13 protein-coding genes are annotated in these 18355 nt (G+C 62.1%); 7 read left to right on the top strand and 6 right to left on the bottom strand.

The features are described from left to right. Positions 1-14: 14 nt before the first annotated feature. Positions 15-1076, top strand: coding sequence for a UDP-glucose 4-epimerase GalE (galE, locus tag LRP59_RS02310; protein WP_002520956.1), 1062 nt, complete (start codon positions 15-17; stop codon positions 1074-1076). Between the two features lie 72 nt (positions 1077-1148). Here the strand turns inward: galE and LRP59_RS02315 are convergent, their stop codons facing one another. Further along, positions 1149-1781 carry a TetR/AcrR family transcriptional regulator gene (locus tag LRP59_RS02315; RefSeq protein ID WP_002512778.1) on the bottom strand — a complete coding sequence of 211 codons (633 nt, stop codon included), beginning with the start codon at positions 1779-1781 and terminating at the stop codon, positions 1149-1151. Positions 1782-1897: 116 nt separating this feature from the next. On the opposite strand from LRP59_RS02315, the gene LRP59_RS02320 reads away from it, so the two are divergent. The 3 genes from LRP59_RS02320 to LRP59_RS02330 are packed head-to-tail and all read left to right on the top strand — an operon-like array spanning position 1898 to position 7173. Next, complete coding sequence (locus LRP59_RS02320) at positions 1898-4630, top strand: MMPL family transporter (protein ID WP_002520958.1); 2733 nt, start codon at positions 1898-1900, stop codon at positions 4628-4630. Beyond that, positions 4627-6996, top strand: coding sequence for a YhgE/Pip family protein (locus LRP59_RS02325; RefSeq protein WP_148378444.1), 2370 nt, complete (start codon positions 4627-4629; stop codon positions 6994-6996). The genes LRP59_RS02320 and LRP59_RS02325 overlap by 4 nt, the downstream gene beginning before the upstream one ends. A gap of 21 nt (positions 6997-7017) precedes the next feature. Continuing rightward, a complete protein-coding gene (locus LRP59_RS02330) occupies positions 7018-7173 on the top strand; it encodes a hypothetical protein (protein ID WP_002512781.1) in 156 nt (51 codons plus the stop codon). Between the two features lie 8 nt (positions 7174-7181). Here the strand turns inward: LRP59_RS02330 and LRP59_RS02335 are convergent, their stop codons facing one another. Both LRP59_RS02335 and LRP59_RS02340 read right to left on the bottom strand, forming a co-directional pair. Beyond that, positions 7182-8636 carry an FtsX-like permease family protein gene (locus tag LRP59_RS02335; protein ID WP_002520960.1) on the bottom strand — a complete coding sequence of 485 codons (1455 nt, stop codon included), beginning with the start codon at positions 8634-8636 and terminating at the stop codon, positions 7182-7184. Beyond that, the gene (locus LRP59_RS02340; protein ID WP_002512783.1) at positions 8630-9382 is read right to left on the bottom strand and encodes an ABC transporter ATP-binding protein; all 753 of its coding nucleotides are present in this window, start codon (positions 9380-9382) and stop codon (positions 8630-8632) included. Before LRP59_RS02340 ends, LRP59_RS02335 begins: the two co-directional genes overlap by 7 nt. A 143-nt stretch (positions 9383-9525) precedes the next feature. Here LRP59_RS02340 and LRP59_RS02345 point away from each other — a divergent pair, with 143 nt between their 5' ends. From LRP59_RS02345 to LRP59_RS02355, 3 genes are read left to right on the top strand one after another with little or no spacing between them, the layout of a single operon-like run. After that, on the top strand, positions 9526-10983 hold the full coding sequence (locus LRP59_RS02345; RefSeq protein ID WP_002512784.1) for an NAD-dependent succinate-semialdehyde dehydrogenase: 1458 nt from the start codon (positions 9526-9528) through the stop codon (positions 10981-10983). 44 nt (positions 10984-11027) lie between these two features. Next, positions 11028-12314: a chloride channel protein gene (locus LRP59_RS02350; RefSeq protein ID WP_002512785.1), complete on the top strand. Its 1287-nt coding sequence runs from the start codon at positions 11028-11030 to the stop codon at positions 12312-12314. Positions 12315-12368: 54 nt separating this feature from the next. Next, a complete protein-coding gene (locus tag LRP59_RS02355; RefSeq protein WP_002512786.1) occupies positions 12369-14735 on the top strand; it encodes a glycogen/starch/alpha-glucan phosphorylase in 2367 nt (788 codons plus the stop codon). Between the two features lie 64 nt (positions 14736-14799). On the opposite strand, the gene LRP59_RS02360 is transcribed toward LRP59_RS02355, so the two are convergent. The 3 genes from LRP59_RS02360 to gnpA form a co-directional block, all read right to left on the bottom strand. After that, a complete protein-coding gene (locus LRP59_RS02360; RefSeq protein WP_002512787.1) occupies positions 14800-15192 on the bottom strand; it encodes a hypothetical protein in 393 nt (130 codons plus the stop codon). Beyond that, a complete protein-coding gene (locus LRP59_RS02365) occupies positions 15189-15812 on the bottom strand; it encodes a sigma-70 family RNA polymerase sigma factor (RefSeq protein WP_002512788.1) in 624 nt (207 codons plus the stop codon). The genes LRP59_RS02360 and LRP59_RS02365 overlap by 4 nt, the downstream gene beginning before the upstream one ends. A gap of 198 nt (positions 15813-16010) precedes the next feature. Beyond that, positions 16011-18227, bottom strand: coding sequence for a 1,3-beta-galactosyl-N-acetylhexosamine phosphorylase (gene gnpA / locus LRP59_RS02370; protein WP_252236812.1), 2217 nt, complete (start codon positions 18225-18227; stop codon positions 16011-16013). Positions 18228-18355: the final 128 nt, after the last annotated feature.

Below are 18355 nucleotides of genomic sequence, written 5' to 3' on the forward strand. Positions count from 1 at the left end.
ACCACACGCAGCCCGTGCCCGCCATCGAGGCTGGCGAGCCGCACCTAGACTTGACGGCGACGAGATCGACGTTACGGAAGGTTCCCATGAAGATTCTCATCACCGGCGGGGCCGGTTACATCGGATCAACGGTTGGTTCGGCATGTGAGGAGGCCGGCCATGAGGTTGTCGTGCTGGACGACCTATCCGCGGGACGCCGCGAATTCGTTCGCGACCGCACGTTCTACGAGGGCGACATCGCTGATCAGGACCTGCTCGACCGCGTCTTCTCCGAGAACCAGATCGACGCCGTCGTCCATTGCGCAGCCAAGATCATCGTCCCCGAATCGGTTGATGAGCCGCTGACCTATTACGGCAACAATGTTGGCAAGACCGTTGCTCTGCTCAAGGGGATGGAGCGCAACGGCGTACACCGCATCTTGTTTTCGTCCTCGGCGTCGATCTATGCCACTGACGAGGAGTTCAAGGTCACTGAGGAATCCGCTCTGGACCCCGGTTCCCCCTATGCCACCACCAAGTTCATGGTGGAGTTCATCTTGCGTGACGCCGCGCACGCCTCCGATCTCAAGGCATTGAGCCTGCGGTACTTTAACCCGATCGGTTCGGACCCGAAGCTGCGTACTGGTCAGCAGATTGAGCATCCCACCCACGTGCTCGGCAAGATGATTGACGCCTGGGTGGAGGGTTCCACTTTCACCGTCACTGGAGTGGACTGGCCGACTCGCGATGGGTCAGGTATTCGCGACTACATCCACGTTTGGGATCTGGCTCGTGCTCATGTTGCTGCTTTGGAGCATCTCGATGAGGTTACGACCGACGACCCGTACCAGGTATTCAATATCGGTACCGGAAGCGGTGTTACCGTTAAGGAGCTCGTTAAGGCCTTCGAAGAGGGTACGGGTAAATCCCTCAATGTCGTCTACGGCCCGCCGCGTCCCGGCGATGTCGCAGGTGCCTACACGGTGTCCCGCCGGGCCAAGGACCTGCTCGGTTGGAGCGCGGAGCTGACCCAGGCGGATGGAATTCGTGACGCCATTGCATGGTTGCCCGAGCGCAAGAAGATCCTGGGTTACTGATTCTTCCCTGTTGCCACACCACCGGCCCTGCACTTGTGCGGGGCCGGTGCTCTGTCGGGGCCTGTCGCGGGGTCACATGGGGTGGACGAAGGTCAGCACCATCATTGTCAGCTGGTTGGTCATGCGGTCGATGTCGGCCTGGCGTCCTGACGCCATTGCCGCCAGCACCCGAAAATCGAAGACGGCTTGGGTGACCTCGACGAGGTCGGAGACCGCGATGGTGGCGGTGGCGGCGTGTTCACGCAGAGCCTGCTCGACCATGTGGCACAAGGCAGGAGTGATAGCGTCCCCGACCTGCCGGTAGGCCTGACGCAATCGTGGATTCCGTGCTGCCTCGATGGTGATCTCCAGGATCGCCATGGCCGTCAGGGGATCGGAGCCGACGGTTGAGGCGAACAGGGCGATGATGTCGTGGATGCGGTCACGCAACGCTTCGTGACCGTCGTTGGGGAAGTCCAGAGAGGACCCCAGGGTCGCAAGATTCTTCTCGGCATAACGACGTAGCACCGTGGTGCACAGGTCGTCTTTCGAGGTGAAGTTGGAGTAAAAGGCGCCGCGGGTGAACCCAGCCTTCTCGCAAATCTCCTCGACGGTCGATCCCGGGACCCCCTTGCGGGCAAAAACAGCAACGGCGGCATCGGCCAGCCGAGCTTGGGTGGCGGCGCGGCGCGCCGAGATCGGAGGGGTGTCGCTGGTTGTAGTCATGAGGATCCCGAGGCAGTGGACGTACAACCACTCATGGGGTGGATGTATCGGATACGATGCTACCTCGGATACATAAGTGTATCGAGTGGTGTTCGTGTGATTCCAACCGAGGGGTGATGATGTCCTCCTTGCTCCACGATCTCGGGGTGTGGTGTTTCCGGCGGGCCAAAACCGTTGTAGCACTGTGGCTGGTCCTGCTGGCTCTGCTTGGTGTGGGAGTTGCCGTTCTGCACGGTGACTACGACGATTCCTTCACCATCCCGGGGGCGCCTTCTCAGGTGGCCTACGACAAACTCCAGGTGGCCTTCCCGCAGGCCTCTGCGCTCGGCGCCAACGTCGTCGTCACCGTCCCTAGCGGCACCAACATCTCGTCGAAGCTCATCCGCTCCCGGATCGAAAAGGGGGTGGACGAGCTCAAAGACCTCCCCCTCGTCACCGGGGCGACATCACCGTGGAACAAGTACGTTACCGGGATGGTCAACAAGGACCACACCGCGGCCGTCATCCAGGTAGAGCTGGGGCAGAACAACGCGGTGACCTTTCCTGATTCCGGACGTCACGACCTGATCAGGGTTGGCAACGAGATTCAATCGGACCTGCCATCCGGGTCCCATGTGTACGTAGGGGGTCAAGCCTTCGAGGCGACGCTACCCTCCCTGTCAATCACCGAGGTCATCGGAGTCGGGGTGGCCCTCGTCGTCCTCTCCGTCACCCTGGGATCCCTGGTAGCAGCTGGAATGCCCATCGTCACAGCCGTGCTCGGGGTCGGGGTCACCTATTCAGGTATGGCGATTCTCACCAGATTCACCACGGTCAACTCCGTCACACCGATGCTGGCGGTCATGCTTGGGCTGGCTGTCGGGATCGACTACGCCCTGTTCATCCTGTCGCGCCACCGTGACCAGCTGCGTGACGGTGCCGAGGTGCAGGAATCGGCTGCCCGAGCCGTCGCGACCTCGGGTTCGGCGGTGGTCTTTGCCGGGGCGACGGTCGTCATCGCCCTCATCGGCCTGGCCATTGCCAGGATCCCCTTCCTCACCGTCATGGGTATCTTCGCAGCTATCGGTGTGGCCCTGGCCGTCGTCATCGCCCTGACGATGCTCCCTGCCTTCATGGGGCTCATGGGGGAGAGGCTGCGTCCGAGGAGATCCCGCGCGGACACGAAGGCCAGGACTGCCGGGAGAAAGGAACGTTCCGGGGGCATCTTCGGATGGTGGGTTCGCACTGTCACGCGGGTGCCGCTGGTAACCATTCTTGTTGTCGTAGTGGGGCTGGGGGCTTTGGCTGTCCCCATGAAGGACCTGCACCTTTCCCTGCCCACCGCTGCAGAACTGCCGGCCAGCAACACCGCTCGGCAGACCTATGACGTCCTGGAGCAGAAATTCGGGCCGGGGTTCAACGGGCCGGTCATCGTCACCGCCGACGTCGTCTCCTCGCACGACCCGATGAGAATAGTCAACGGGCTGAAGGCCGACATCGAGAAGATTCCCGGGGTTGACACCGTTGCCCTGGCGGTGCCGAACCGAAATGCCGACTCCGCGATGATCCAGGTGCTGCCGACCACCGGTCCGGCCGACGAGGCCACCAATAACCTGGTGCGTACCCTGCGTGACCACGAGACTCAGTGGCGCGATACCTACGGTGTCGACACCGCCGTCACCGGCTTGACAGCCATCAAGCTCGATGTCTCGCAACGTCTAGGTGCCGCCCTGTTACCCTTCGGGATCTTCGTCGTCGGGCTGTGCCTAGTGCTGCTGACCTTGGTGTTCCGCTCCATCGCAGTGCCCATCAAAGCCACCGTCGGGTACTTGTTATCGGTGTTGGCCGCTTTCGGGGTCTCCCAACTCGTCTTCAACCGGGGTATCGGGTTGCAGGTGGTGAACCTGGATCGTCCGGTGCCCATCATCTCCTTCATGCCTATCGTCGTCATGGGCATACTGTTCGGATTGGCGATGGACTACGAGGTGTTCCTGGTCTCGCGGATGCGTGAGGAATATGTACACACCGGTGATGCCAAAGGTGCTGTGACAAGGGGATTCATCGGTTCGGGCAAGGTCGTCACGGCAGCCGCCGTCATCATGATCTCGGTGTTCGTCTTCTTCATCCCCGAGGGCATGAACGCCATCAAGGAAATCGCCCTGGCCCTGGCTGTCGGGATCCTCACGGATGCCTTCTTGGTGCGGATGACCCTCGTCCCGGCCGTGATGGCCCTGCTAGGTGACAAGGCATGGTGGTTGCCCGGGTGGCTGGATCGACGCCTACCCCGCCTCGACATCGAGGGAGAAGGGATCACCCACGAGGAAAAGCTGGCCGCCTGGCCCACAGCGGATCACACCGAGGCCCTGCACGCCGAGGGGATCGGGGTGGAGGGGCTCTTCGAAGGCCTCGATCTGCACGTCGAACCGCGTCAGGTGCAAGCCGTCGTCGGATCGCAGAACAGTGTCTCGGCCGTCCTGCTGGCGATCGGGGGACGGCTGCCCTTGGATCACGGCCGGATGAGGTCGGGAGGATTGCTGCTACCCGAGCGGGCTTCCAGAGTGCGTCGGGTGACGTGGTTCCTCGACGCGTCCGCTCCCGATGTCGTTGACGAGCTGCGCTCAGCGATGACGGTACTCACCCATCTGCCCCGACGACCCAGCAAACGTCCCCGGCTGTTCCTCATTGACCACGCCGACCGGATCGTCGATCCCATCACTCGGGATTTGCTGGAATCCCTGGTCCGCGAAGTCGGCGAGGCTGCGGTGATCTTGGGTGCCCAGCGTCGCGGTCGCATCGATTGGCTCTCCCCACAGATCATCCACAACCTGGCCGAACACCATTTTGAGTCGTCCTCTGGAGGTACTCGATGATGACTGAACGTTCCCATTCCACGATCAGGTTAAGGTGGCCGGTGGTGGTGGTTCTCGTCCTCGTTCCGCTGCTGGTGGTCGCCGGGTTGGTCGGGATGACCTGGCACACCACCGACCGGTTGGGCCGGGTGAAAGCGGCCGTCGTCAACGAGGACAAGGCCGTCAAGGTGCATGGACAACTGGTTCCCATGGGCCGCCAACTCACCGCCGCCTTGATGGACTCTGGCTCGCACACCACTGATGGCCACACCGTCGACTGGACTCTCACCGACGCCCACGGGGCTGCCGAGGGGCTGCGGGACGGCACTTACTCGGTGGTAGTGACGATTCCGGAGTCCTTCTCGGCTGATGCCACCTCCTTTTCCGCCAACGACGCCAACAAGGCCAAACAGGCCCTCATCGACGTGACGGCCTCCCAGAACTCCCCGGTCACCGACACCACGATCGCTGAACTCACCGCTCAGGTGGCGCGCCGGTCCCTCAACACCACCCTGACTTCGAAATATCTGGAGAATGTCTACGTTGGTTTCAATCGGTTTGCCCAACAGATGGCCAGGATGGCCGGTGCTGCCGCGAAACTGGACGACGGGGCCACGAAACTCGCTGACGGCACTAAACGTTCTTCCGCCGGCGCAGCCACCCTTGCCTCCGGCATGACGAAGCTCAGCGGGGGAGCTCAGCAGTTGTCAGCTAACAGCGGCAAGCTCACCGACGGTGTCTCCCAGCTCTCCGGAGGGCTCACAACCTTGTCTAACAAGGGCCAGCAGCTCAGCCAAGGGGCCAACGGGCTGGCCAGCGGGGTGGCGACCTACACCGATGGCACGGGGAAGGTCGTCGACGGCATCGGGCAGCTGTCGGTTGGTCTGACGACGATGGATGAGAAGATCGCTGCGGCTACCGGGAAAATCGATCCCTCCCAGCTCGATAAACTCGCCGGTGGGGCCGGACAGCTTGCTGATGGCATCGACCAGTTCACCGGCAATCTGGTGGGTTATCGTACTGAGATCCGTCAGTACGCGTCGGGGAAGAAAACCGCGAAACTTAGTAAGGAAGCCCTGTCCCGGGGCGAGGCTGACTTCCTGCGTCGGTGCATGCGAAGCCACACCGCGCAGGAATGCCACGACCTGGTGCCCATCGCCCGCGACGCGATGACCGATGGGTACGCCCTGGGTGTGCGGGCCGGGTCGGGGGTAGCCGTCAAGGCGATGGCGATCAAGGATCCGAACTCTGGCAAGAGCATCGACGACGGCATCGACGAACTTGCTGACGGTTCCTCACGACTGTCTCGAGGGGTCAACGAGTTCACTACACAACTGCGCACTGGTTTGCTGAAGATGGTCAGGCAGGTCACCCGGCTACATGGGGGTATCCACCAGGCCGCTACCGGTGCCCAGGCCTTAGCCAGCCGGTCCCAACAGCTCAAGGCCGGCGGGGCGAAGTTATCGTCAGGGGCCGCGACCTTTGCCCACGGGGTTAACGCCTACACCGCTGGGGTGAGCAAGGCTGCTGGCTCGACGCCGAAACTTCAAGACGGCGTTAACCAGTACGTCGATGGGGTAGATCGTCTCTCCGACGGCCTGGCGAAAGCCGCCACGGGTGCCGGAACTTTCGCGTCGGGGATGACCAAGCTCGACTCAGGAGCCCGGAAACTCACCGAGGGCACCGGCGCGTTCTCCAGCCAGCTGGCAGCCGGAGCCAAGAAGGTGCCGACATACTCCCAGAACGACCGCACCAAGCTTGCCGACGTCGTCTCTGCACCTGTCAACGGGGACGGACCAGCCATCGCGACCTCGGTGGCTGTCGTCGCTGTGCTGCTCGTCCTGGGCGCCTGGATCGCCGCTCTGGCGACCTGGTTGGTGGCCCGGACGGTGCCCTCGGGGGCACTCACCTCCTCACGCTCAACCCTGGGGCTACTGGCTCGGACAATGTCGGTCGGGGCAGTAGTAAACGTCGCGGTGAGCGGTGGCCTGGCCGTCATCGGTGGTACGGCTCTGGGACTCTCGGTGCCGAGGTCAATCGGTTTGGGTAGCTTGTTGCTGCTTGTCGGGGTGATGTTCGGGCTGGTCAACCACTCCCTGGCGGCATGGCTACACGGGCTGGGGCGACTTATCAGTGTCGCGCTGGTCACCGCTACAGTGGCTGCTGGATTAGCCAGCACAGTTCCCGCTCCGGTGCGCTGGGCCGACGCCGTCTCCCCACTCAACCCGGCCCTGCGGGCGGTGCAGGCCGTGGTGGCCGGCCAGAATCCCGCGTTCGGGTCCTTGCTGGCCGTCGTGGCTTGGGCCGTGGTGGCTCTGGTGGCCAGCCTGAGGGCGGTGGGGCGGCGTCGTCAGACCAGCGCGAAGGCGCTGCTGGGCTCGGGGTAGCCGTCGGCCTACAGTGGTGCCGTGAACAAACCTTTCCTTGTGGGCCTTGCCGTCGTGGCCAGTACCATTGCAGTGGTCAGCCGGATCAGCTCAGTGAGGAGGGGCTGGATCGACGAGGTTTGGCGATTCGGCATGGATGGGATCGACGAGCGCCCCGACGATGAGCAGCGACGCTGACCCTTTTCCTATTCAGTTCGGGCTAGCCCATCGTCGATGACCCGGCGCAGAGTCGGGCGGGTAGCCCACAGACCCAGCCGAACCATGCCCGCTCCCGCCACAATGGTGGCGACCGTTACGAGGACGGTTGCTGGCCGGGTGATGAGAGCAATTCCGGTTGCCGGGACGAGCAGCAGCCCGGTGGCAATAATGCCGGTGACCATGGCGAACCGCATCGGTGAGATGACAGTGATGCGTCGCACCTTGTCCTGGGCTTGCAGATCCATCCCGACGATGTCCAACCCCACCTCGACAGATCGACGGTCGAGGATCGCGGAAGCTTGATTGACTCCCACCGAGCTGGCAACGGTAGCGAACGCGAAGATGATGAGGAGGACCACCCCGGTCTGTAGGTCTTCTCCGACGATCCGGGCGGATTTCGTGGCCTGGGGATCGTTGTTGATGGTTTGCATCATCGCGGCTCCGGTGCCTCCGAGCATTCCGACCACGCACACCGCTCCTAGCGAGGCTACCTGGGTCCAGGCGGCGCGCGGGTTCTCAAGCACCTGGCGGGCTGCCACGAGATCGGTGGCATCTTTGGCCCGTTGTAGACGGTGCTGGAAGTACATAGCCAGTAGCTTCGGCCCAATGATGTTGGCGAGCTCGACGACGGCAGCCAGAATGACGGCGATAAACACGTACACGCCGACCATGCCTGTCTGGTGACCGAGAAGTCCCAACACGGCCTTAGAAAAGACGATGAGCAGGACTATGGCACCACCGACTGCCAGCCGAACCCACGAGACCGACCGAGGTTGGCTGCGCATTCGCACTCCAAGCGGGGAGACGTCGATCTTACGCAGGCCGATCGCAGAGCTGACAAGGGCGAGTAGCACGAGAGTGAGGATGACTCCGGCCACGGGGATGGACCCGAGCAGGATCGAATCTGCGCCGACCTTTCCGCCGTTGAAGGAGAGCTGTCCTAGCAGAGGCAGGCACAGTACGTATCCGGTGATGCCGGGGATGGAACCTATAAGGGCTTGTAGTCCGGCCTCGGTCAGGGCCACTATCCGCAACAGGTGGGACGAAGCGCCCACAAGTCGTAGAGAGGACAACCGGTCGTCCCGGCGTCGGGCTGATAATCGTGCCGCCGAAGCTGCCAGGGTCATCAAGGGCAGCACCAGCAGGATGACGGCAATTGTCGAGGTCAGCTTGTAGAAGCCAGAGTTGTCTCCCGGTAGATGCCACATCATGACGGCACCGCCAGTGACGTCGAGGATGATGGTTGCAATGACAGCGAAAGCAACTACCGGCAACCGCCAGGTGGAGTGGTCAGCGGCTGAGGCACGGAGGGTCATGCTGAGGATCGCAGCAGTGGTAAGACGTCCGGGCGTAGCTCCCAGTGGCTCGGGGACGGTGAGGGACGGGATCCTTTGATCGGCGGTTCCCGGTTCGATAGGGGGCGTTATAGTCATGATCACCACCTCCCATCGGAATGACGTACGTGGTCAGAGACGATCCGACCGTCGTGCAGATGAAGGATGCGCTGGCAGCGGCGGGCAACGTCCTCGTCATGGGTGACGACGACGAGGGTGCGTCCCCGCCCGGTCGTCGCCGAAAGCAGAATGGTCATGACTTCGACGGCGGTGGCTGAGTCGAGGGCTCCGGTGGGTTCGTCAGCGAAGACAATCGACGGATCGATTACCTGGGACCGGGCAATAGTGACGCGTTGAGCTTGGCCCCCAGAGAGCTGGCCAATCCGACGATCCTCCATGCCGCCTAACCCCATCGATTCAAGCCATTGGGTGGCATACCTGACCGCATCGGTTTGGGATACGCCGTTGAGCATGAGGGGTAGGGCGGTGTTCTCGACAGCAGTGAGCTCGGGTACGAGCATTCCTTGCTGGAAAACGAAACCAAGGGATTGACGGCGTAGCTTTGCTCGGCCTTCGTTAGAGAGGTTTTCGACGTTGACGGTGCGGTCCGGCAGAGCCAGTTCGATACTGCCGGAGTCAGGCGAGAGGATCCCCGACAAGCAGTGCAGCAGGGTGGTCTTTCCTGACCCGGATGGCCCCATGACGGCGACCGATTGGCCGGCTGGGATGGCGATGTCGATGTGATCGAGGGCACGTGTCATCCCATAGGTTTTCGTCAGTCCGAGGGCGCGCAGGTGAGCGTCACGGATGGTTGTGTCAGCGGCGCGCGGATGTGGGCGAGTTGTCGTCAACATGGCATCCACTGTGTTGCTGGAACCCCTCGTCATACATCGTGCTGGCGAGCGAATTAGCTGGTCCTTCTGTGGTAGGAGCGTGTTCTCCCCACGTGAACGTCGAACCCTGCCATAGCGTCGACACCCCGTCGTAGGGTTGTTTCATGATGACCAACGACCGTTCGCTCCCCTCCGATCTTCCCACCCAGTTGCTCATTGACGGAGAATGGGTGGACGCCGAGGCGTCCCGCACCTTCGACGTCATCAATCCCGCCTCCCAGAAGCCCCTCGTCGCCATCGCCGACGCCTCTGTTGACCAGGGCACTGATGCCCTTGACGCTGCTGTTCGCGCCCAGCACTCCTGGGCCGATACCGCCCCGCGGGAGCGTGCCGAAATCCTGCGCAAGACCTTTAACCTCGTCACCGAGCGCAAGGATGACTTCGCCCGCCTCATGACCCTCGAGATGGGCAAGCCGCTCGCGGAGTCCTACGGCGAGGTCACGTATGGCTCCGAATTTCTGCGCTGGTTCTCGGAGGAGGCGGTACGCATCCGCGGTGACTACGGCTTGCTGCCGGAGGGCAACATCCGTCAGTTGGTCACCAAGCGTCCCGTCGGTCCGTGCCTATTCATCACCCCGTGGAACTTCCCGTTGGCGATGGCTACCCGCAAGGTCGCCCCGGCTCTGGCTGCTGGGTGCACTGTGGTGATCCGCCCGGCCTCGGCTACCCCGTTGACCACCTTGCTGCTTGCCAAGACGTTCCTCGAAGCTGGTCTGCCAGCTGGTGTTCTCAATGTCATCACTGGTCTGGATCACGCCGTCACTGACGCCATTCTGGAGGATCCGCGACTGCGCAAATTGTCTTTCACCGGTTCTACCGGGGTGGGTGCAAACCTGCTGAGCAAGGCTGCCAGGCACGTGTTGCGTACCTCAATGGAACTTGGTGGCAACGCTCCCTTCATCGTCTTTGATGACGCGGACCTGGACCAGGCTATCGCCGGGGCCAAGGGTGCCAAGATGCGCAATATGGGCGAGGCCTGCATCGCTGCGAACCGCTTTATCGTCCACGAGTCGGTGGCCGAGGAATTCACCGACAAGATGATCGAAATGATGTCCGGGTTGGTCGTCGGGGACGGGTTGGACGAAAAATCCGAGGTCGGGCCTATGATCACCGAGCGTGACCGCGAAAAAGTTGACGGCCTGGTGCGTTCAGCTGTTGAGGACGGTGCCACCCTGCGTTGCGGTGGTGAGATTCCCGAGGGTCGGGGCTGGTTCTATCCACCGACGGTGCTCTCTGACGTTCCCGCCGACGCTGAGATCATGCAAACCGAGATTTTCGGACCAGTCGCCCCGATAACGACCTTCCGCACCGAAGAGGAAGCGTTAGCCCTCGCCAACTCGGTTCCGGTGGGACTGGCCGGGTACGTGTTCACCGGTGACACAGCTCGCATCCTACAGATGGGACAGAAGCTAGAAACCGGCATGATTGGTGCGAACCTAGGGGTATTCTCTAACGCGGCTGCCCCATTTGGTGGCGTCAAGGAGTCCGGACTGGGACGCGAGGGTTCCTACCAGGGTATTGAAGAATTCCTGGAGACGATCTATGTCGCCCTTCCAGCGTGATTCACAGGCCGTGCTCTTAAGGTTGTGGCAGTAGCGTCTGACTCGTGGCCATCTCACGGATCCGGTTCGTTGCTGCTGTCGTACTGACGGGGTTGGCGTCGGGACTCATCGGTGGCCTTACGAGCGAACTGTCCCACCTCATTGAGGTCTGCGCCTTCGGTGTGCCCTTCTCCTCGTCGACGACGGGTGTTGGGGAAGTCGTTGTGTGGCGACGCCTCGTCGCGCCGATTATAGGTGCTCTCATTGCGGGCTTGACGTGGCGGTGGCTGCGTCCGTTCCCGTCGGGGTCGATTACCTCGGTGCGACAGGCCATCGACTCTCCGACGCGGCTACGCCCAGTCGAGACCATCGTTGACGCCCTCGCCCAGCTCGTCGTCGTCGGGTCAGGAAGCTCCCTAGGCCGAGAGGCGGCACCGCGTCAGATGGCTGCCCTGGCTGCCCAAGGGCTATCCGACACCTTCCGAGTCGACGCCGCCACCCGGCGGGTTGTGCTGGCCAGTGCCGCCGGTGCCGGCCTGGCATCGGTTTATAACGTGCCCGTCGCTGGAGCGCTGTACGCCCTGGAACTGACGGTGCGCCCTGATCTTCGCACCAAGCGTGGCTGGGGACAGGTGGGAATAGCCGGCGTCGTCTCCGTCCTATCAACGGTGACGGCATGGTTGTTGAACCATGACCGTCCCATCTATCGTTCACCAGCCGCCACAGTGACAGGTACCGGCCTTGGCTGGGTGGTTCTTGTCGTTGCGATTTCCACCGTTGTGGGAGCTGGGATGGGGGTGCTCTTCGGGGAGATGAAACGGCGAGTCCCGGTTACCTCCAGGCTGTGGTGGACGGTTCCGTTGGGATCGGCCGGAGTGACCGCCATCGCTCTGGCGGCACCTCAAGTGGTCGGAAATGGCCAGGTCATCGTCAATCTGGTGTTGGCCCATCCCGTGGCTCCAGCCAGTTTGGCGATCCTGCTCGTCGGCAAGATTCTTGCCACGACGATGGCATTACGCTCCGGTGCTGCCGGTGGTTTACTCACGCCGTCCCTATCCGCAGGCGCCCTGGTCGGAGCCCTGGTGGCTGTAGTGGCAGGGATCGACGCACCCTCCCAGATCGCCATGATGGTGATCGTCGGAGCCGGATGCGCGTTGTCTATGACCCAGCGCGCCCCGCTCTTCGCCGCCGCCTTCGCGCTAGAACTGACTCGTGCTGGAGCGCTAGGGATCCCGGTCGTTTTCGCCGCGGTGGTGCTCAGTTGGACAGGGTTCGTTCTCGTTAGTCGGCGTGGACTGGGGATCCACGGACGGATTGGTCGGGCTCCGGGCCATACGTCTGATCCGCGGTAGTGTGAACGCGATGTACCAGCCGCGGTGCGGCGCACCCATATCCAAGGAAGGCACATGACTCAGGACCTGGCTTCAGCAATCGCATTCCAGGTGCGATCGACCTCAGGACGTTCCGTTACTGCGTCGACCCCCATGGAGGTGTGGCAGGGATTATCGGCCTCCGTCGTGGGCCGTATCGCAGATGACTGGCAGGCCACCGACGCTGCGTACAAGGCCGGGCGCCAGGAGCACTACTTCTCCGCTGAATTCCTCATGGGACGAGCCCTGCTCAATAACTTGTCGAACCTCGGACTCGTCAACGAGACCCGCGAGGCCCTCGCCAGTTTCGGTATCGATCTGTCCGAGGTGCTCGAACAGGAACCCGACGCTGCTCTAGGTAATGGTGGCCTAGGTCGTCTGGCCGCCTGCTTCCTCGATTCCTGCGCCACCCTGGAACTGCCTGTTACTGGTTACGGAATCCTCTACCGTTACGGCCTGTTCAAGCAGCTCTTCGACAACGGCTTCCAGACCGAACACCCAGACCCATGGATGGAGGAGGGCTACCCCTTCGTCATCCGTCGTGAAGAGCAACAGCGCATCGTTCGCTACGCCGACATGTGGGTGCGCGCCATCCCCCACGACATGCCGATCACCGGTTATGGGACCCGCAACGTCGGGACGCTGCGGCTGTGGAAAGCCGAGCCGATGGAACAGTTCGACTACCAGGCTTTCAACTCCCAGCGTTTCACTGACGCTATCGTCGAACGGGAGCGCACTTCCGACATTTCGCGCGTGCTCTACCCCAACGACACCACCTTCGAGGGCAAGGTGCTGCGGGTCCGTCAACAGTATTTCTTCTGCTCAGCCTCCCTGCAGGAGATCGTCGACAACTACATCGAGCACCACGGCGAGGACCTTACTGGCTTCGCCAAATACAACTCGATCCAGCTCAACGATACCCATCCGGTGCTGTCCATCCCTGAGCTCATGCGCATCCTCCTCGATGAGCACGGTATGGGTTGGGACGAGGCGTGGGAGGTCGTCACCCATACCTTCGCTTACACCAATCACACCGTGCTGGCCGAAGCCCTCGAAAAGTGGGAAATGCAGATCTTCGATCGCCTGTTCCCGCGCATTTCCGAGATCGTTCGCGAGATTGACCGTCGTTTTCGCGAAGACATGAACAAGCGCGGTCTGGACGGTCAGACCATCGAGTACATGGCCCCGGTGAGCGGCAACCAGGTATGGATGGCGTGGATCGCCTGCTACGCCTCCTACTCCATCAACGGTGTCGCCGCCCTGCACACCGAGATCATCAAGCACGAGACCCTCAAAGAGTGGCACGCAATCTGGCCGCAGCGGTTCAACAACAAGACTAACGGCGTCACCCCGCGTCGCTGGCTCAACCAGTGCAACCCGCGTCTGGCGAGTTTGCTGACCGGAGTCACCGGCTCTGACGCCTGGGTCAAAGACCTTTCAGTGCTCGCTAACTACACTGATTCCGTGGATGAGTCGGTCTACGACCGCATCAACGAGATCAAACACGCTAACAAGGTCGACTTCGCGGCTTGGGTAGCCGAGCGTGAGGGCGTCGAGATTGATCCGGACGCTATTTTTGACGTCCAAATCAAGCGACTGCACGAGTACAAGCGTCAATTGCTCAACGCCTTCTATGTGCTCGACCTCTACTTCCGCATCAAGGACGACGTGAGCCTCAACGTTCCGAAGCGGGTTTTCGTCTTTGGCGCTAAGGCCGCTCCCGGTTACATCCGTGCTAAGGCGATTATCAAATTCATCAACGAGGTGGCTCGTCTGGTCAATAACGACGAGGACATCAACGGTCGGATCAAGGTCGTCTTTATCCACAACTACAACGTCTCCCCGGCCGAGCACATCATTCCGGCCGCTGACGTCTCCGAGCAGATTTCGATGGCCGGCAAGGAGGCCTCGGGTACTTCGAATATGAAGTTTATGATGAACGGCGCTCTCACCCTGGGCACCTTGGATGGGGCCAACGTCGAGATCCTCGACGCGGTTGGTGACGACAACGCCTACATTTTTGGTGCCACTGAGGAGCAGCTGCCTTCCCTCAAGCGGGACTACGATCCGCGTTGGCATTACGAGAATGTACCGGGCCTCAAGCGGGTCATTGATACGCTGACCGACGGCACCCTCGACGACAATGGTTCTGGCTGGTTCCACGATCTGCGTCAAAGCCTCATGGAGCCCGGCTGGGAGGGTCCCGACGTCTACTATGTGCTGGGCGACTTCGCGTCCTACCGGGATGTCAAGGACAAGATGGCCGCTGATCATGCTGACGCCCGTGGTTGGGCGCGCAAGGCATGGGTGAACGTCACCAAGTCTGGTCGGTTCTCCTCGGACCGCACCATTCGCGACTATGCCGAGCAAGTGTGGAAGCTGGAGCCGGTTAGGGCTGAGTGAGTTCCGGGGGCTGATAGCGCATCGTGGGGGTCCGGGCCGGTCACGGACCGCGTGTGTAGCTGTGTCAGCCCCATAGGGCTTTAGCTGTCACCGTGAGCAGTACCGACCATAGAGCTGATGCCATCGTTCCGATGATGAATTGCTCGATAGCTGCACTCGACTCCTTGTTGGCCTGCGCCGCGTCCGATCCCGGAGTCGGTTGCGACTTCAGCTCGGCGTAGCGTGCCAGGGTCTTGACGCCGAGGATGACAGCGATCCCGGCTGGGTAGCTGGTGAGGATAGCGGTGACGATTCCCAGTCGCTCCAGGTAGCCGATCCACAGACCTCCGCGCAGCAGGCCGGTATTCCCACCGGCCCGGACCCCGGCGGCGCGGAAGATGAGGGAGACGGCGTACTTGCCGCCCCACACTGCCGCGATTACGAGGAGGGTGGCCGCGATCCTCATGGTGACGGTCATTGCGCTTCCTGAGCCAGGTCGACGGCGAGCTGTCGAGTCCCGACGAGGTACTCCCAGCGAGCGCGGGTAAGTCGCTGACTGACGGCCGAGGTGCTGATTCCGAGGGCCCGTGCGGTCTCGTCGCTGCTCATAGACAGATCGTAGAACTTGGCGACATCGCGGGTGGCGGGGCGCAGCCGTCGGGCGAGATCGACGACGATCTGGGCCACTTGGGAGAACCGGCGCATCCCATCGGTGCCGTTGGCAAAGACGTGGATTGCTGCGTGACGTCGTCGGCACTCGTCGATTGCTTCTCGAGCCGATATGTAAGCGGGGCCTCGTGCTGCGCGCGTGGAATCGGGCAGCGGCGTGTCGACCTCGCCATAGGAGACCCCGATACGCCATGGTCCCGAACCTGATGTCCACACGGCGTGGATGAGGCTGGCGGGGTCGGTGGTGAGGGCCTGGACTTCGTCACCGGAGGTCCGTTCTGGAGGGAGGACCCAGTTCGGGGTGCCAACCCTGTGACCCGTGGGGCTCACCAGCAACCCGGGGGAGGTCAGGGCAGCGAGGAGATGGGGGACCTCGTCGTTGTGACGTCGGCTGTTGACCTGGTCGGCAAGAATGACCCAGGCGAGCATGGAGCGCTCCTTCCCGTGGTGCTTTGGTCTGCCGTCGTTGCTTTAGAGGATAACCTAAATTATGCGCCGGTAAAGGGCAGAGCCTTATGTGGCTTCCTTGGGGCGAGCGTGTGGTGATTCATGAATGGCTGTCGAACGGACTTGCCCTGTTGTTGTCCGGCCGTGAGGATTCCAAGGCTAAATTGAGCCTTGGAGGGTTCACCCTGGGATGTCCAAGGGATGAAGTTCGAGGTCGAACCACAGGTGCCCTGCGGCTTCCATGTGCACTTCGCGGACCGTCGTAGGGGTCGACACGGTGGTGGTCACCTGGTCCAAAGAGTTGTTGATCACCAGCAGTCGGTCACTGTGCGGATAGACGGCGACTTCTGCACGCACGTGGCTGCTGGTCCACGTGGTGAAAGCGTCCTCGCGGTGTCCGGCCCAGGTGAGGGCTCGGTGCAGCAACCGAGCATTCTGCGACGAGTATGGGAGTCCGGCCAGGTAAACCGCACGGCCGCAGCCGAACTGGTTGACTGCGAGGTCTACTTGCTCGTGGTGAGCTGCCAGGACAGTGGTGGTGGCGCTGGCGCAGAACACGTCGGGAGTGCCTTCTCCCACGTCCAAGTGGCTCGACAAATCGAGGGTGACGAAGTGATGATCGCTGGTATGCATGGGGCGGTGCGTGCTCAGGCCCCACCCGAGTTCGCGGTCGACACCAAGGACATCGCTGAGCTGGTAGACCGCTCCGCGGGCGGGGTGGGCGGTGGGGTCACCGACGCCGACCAGACCGCCTCCGGCTGCGACAAATCTGCGCACTGCCGAGGTGACACGTTCGTCGGCCCATTCGGATCCACCGCTGAACGCAGTGCCGGCGGCACCGACGTTGATCAGCACCTCAACTCCCTCGGGCACGCCGTTGCGGATGTCGTCGAAGCTGAGAAAGTCCACCTGTAACGGCAGCCCACTGAGCGACTCAAGGACGCCGAGGTACGAGTAGGCCTGTCGGTAGTGCAGGGCATGGGCGACCATGTGGGTCTGCCAGCTGCGCAGCGCCCCCCAGCAGTTCACGATGGCAACCCGGGGGCCGGTAGCGATGGGTCGCTGACCGGCGGCAGCCGCATGGATAGTGCGGAACTCGTTGACGATCTCTTCCATGCGGTCTACGAATTCGGGGTGCTGGACGGCCAGGCTCAGGTATCCGCCGTAGCCGATTCGGTCCAGGGGAGAGCGCACGATGGCGCGACGTGCAGCTAGCCACGAGGCGTTGGCCTCGGTCACCGGATCTCCACCCGGATGGAAGACGTCGGGGAAGAAATATGGCAGCAGGCGTCCCTCCGTGTAGCGGACGCCGGGGATGTCAGAGATCATTCGGCAGGTGGCCCCGCTGCCCACGGATCCGACTACCGCGTCTATTCCAGTGTGCGCGAAATGGGGCTCATAGGGTTCAGTGCCGATCCAGTTGTCGCCTAGGAACATCATGGCCTCGCGGCCGGCGGCATGAACCTGTTCCACCAGCTCGGCCATGTGGGATGTCACGAACTCGTGTTGGAAAGAGATCCAGTCCCGGAAGGACTTGCGGGGTACCCGGAAAGGCGAGTTGTACCAACCCTCGTCGATGAAGTCCTCGGCCTGCAATGGGTAGCCGAAGCGTTTCTCGAAAGCTTCCATTGCAGGTACCGAGACGGAGGCGGAGTAGCCGAACCAGTCGACGAAGCGCTCGGTTCCATCGGAACCGTAGACGAGGGTGAAGTGGTAGAAGAAGGTCGTGAAGCGTACTACGTCGACCTGAGGGTTATCGGCCAGCCACTGGTCCAAGGCGTGGCGTACGTGCTGCCAGGTCTGGGGATAGCGGATGTCGTAGGGCGATTCTTTGATCCGTTGTGGATCGTCGGCCCAACCGTTGGTGAGATAGTTATACATCTGGGTGGGGTCCCAGCGCTGCACAGCCAGGAAACCGACGGTGTAGACGTGCCCGGCCTGGGCTTGGTCGATCGTCACGCTCAAACCGGCTGGGTCAACATGCCATGCGCCGGGGGCGATGACATCCCCGGTGATGCGATCAATCACCTGCCACCACCGCTCGACATCGCAGTCGGTGTCGGGATACACCTGGTCAACGAACCAATTCGTCATCAGGTCGATCGATAGCTCACCGTCTGCTAGCGCTGGGGTCCGTTCGCTCATCAGGTAGATCCGGGCTAACTCCCGGGGGTGGGTTCGGGCCCAGTCCTGGTCTCCGCGCCCTACGAAGTAGGTTTGGTAGATCTTCGTGGCGAGCTCGTTAACGATCTCCGGTAGTTCGGTGCCGTCGCTGTTGCGCACAGCATCGGCTTGGAGTCGCTCGAGCAGCTCTGCGACCTGCGCATCCATGCCCTTCTCCACGGGCAGGGTCAACCGCCCTGCCCGGCTGGTGGTCTGAGACGTGCTGCTAGACATCGGGCTCCCTCAGCTTAAATGTTCATGTTCTGCCGAAAATATGACATGCGGCCACACGACTGTCAATGCTCTCCGGACCGCCGGTCCCGGATTGGGTGCCTGGCACCGGGCCCCGATCCGGATGCCTC

Source organism: Cutibacterium sp. 37298, from assembly GCF_023838685.1.
GTDB classification, from domain to species: domain Bacteria; phylum Actinomycetota; class Actinomycetes; order Propionibacteriales; family Propionibacteriaceae; genus Cutibacterium; species Cutibacterium acnes.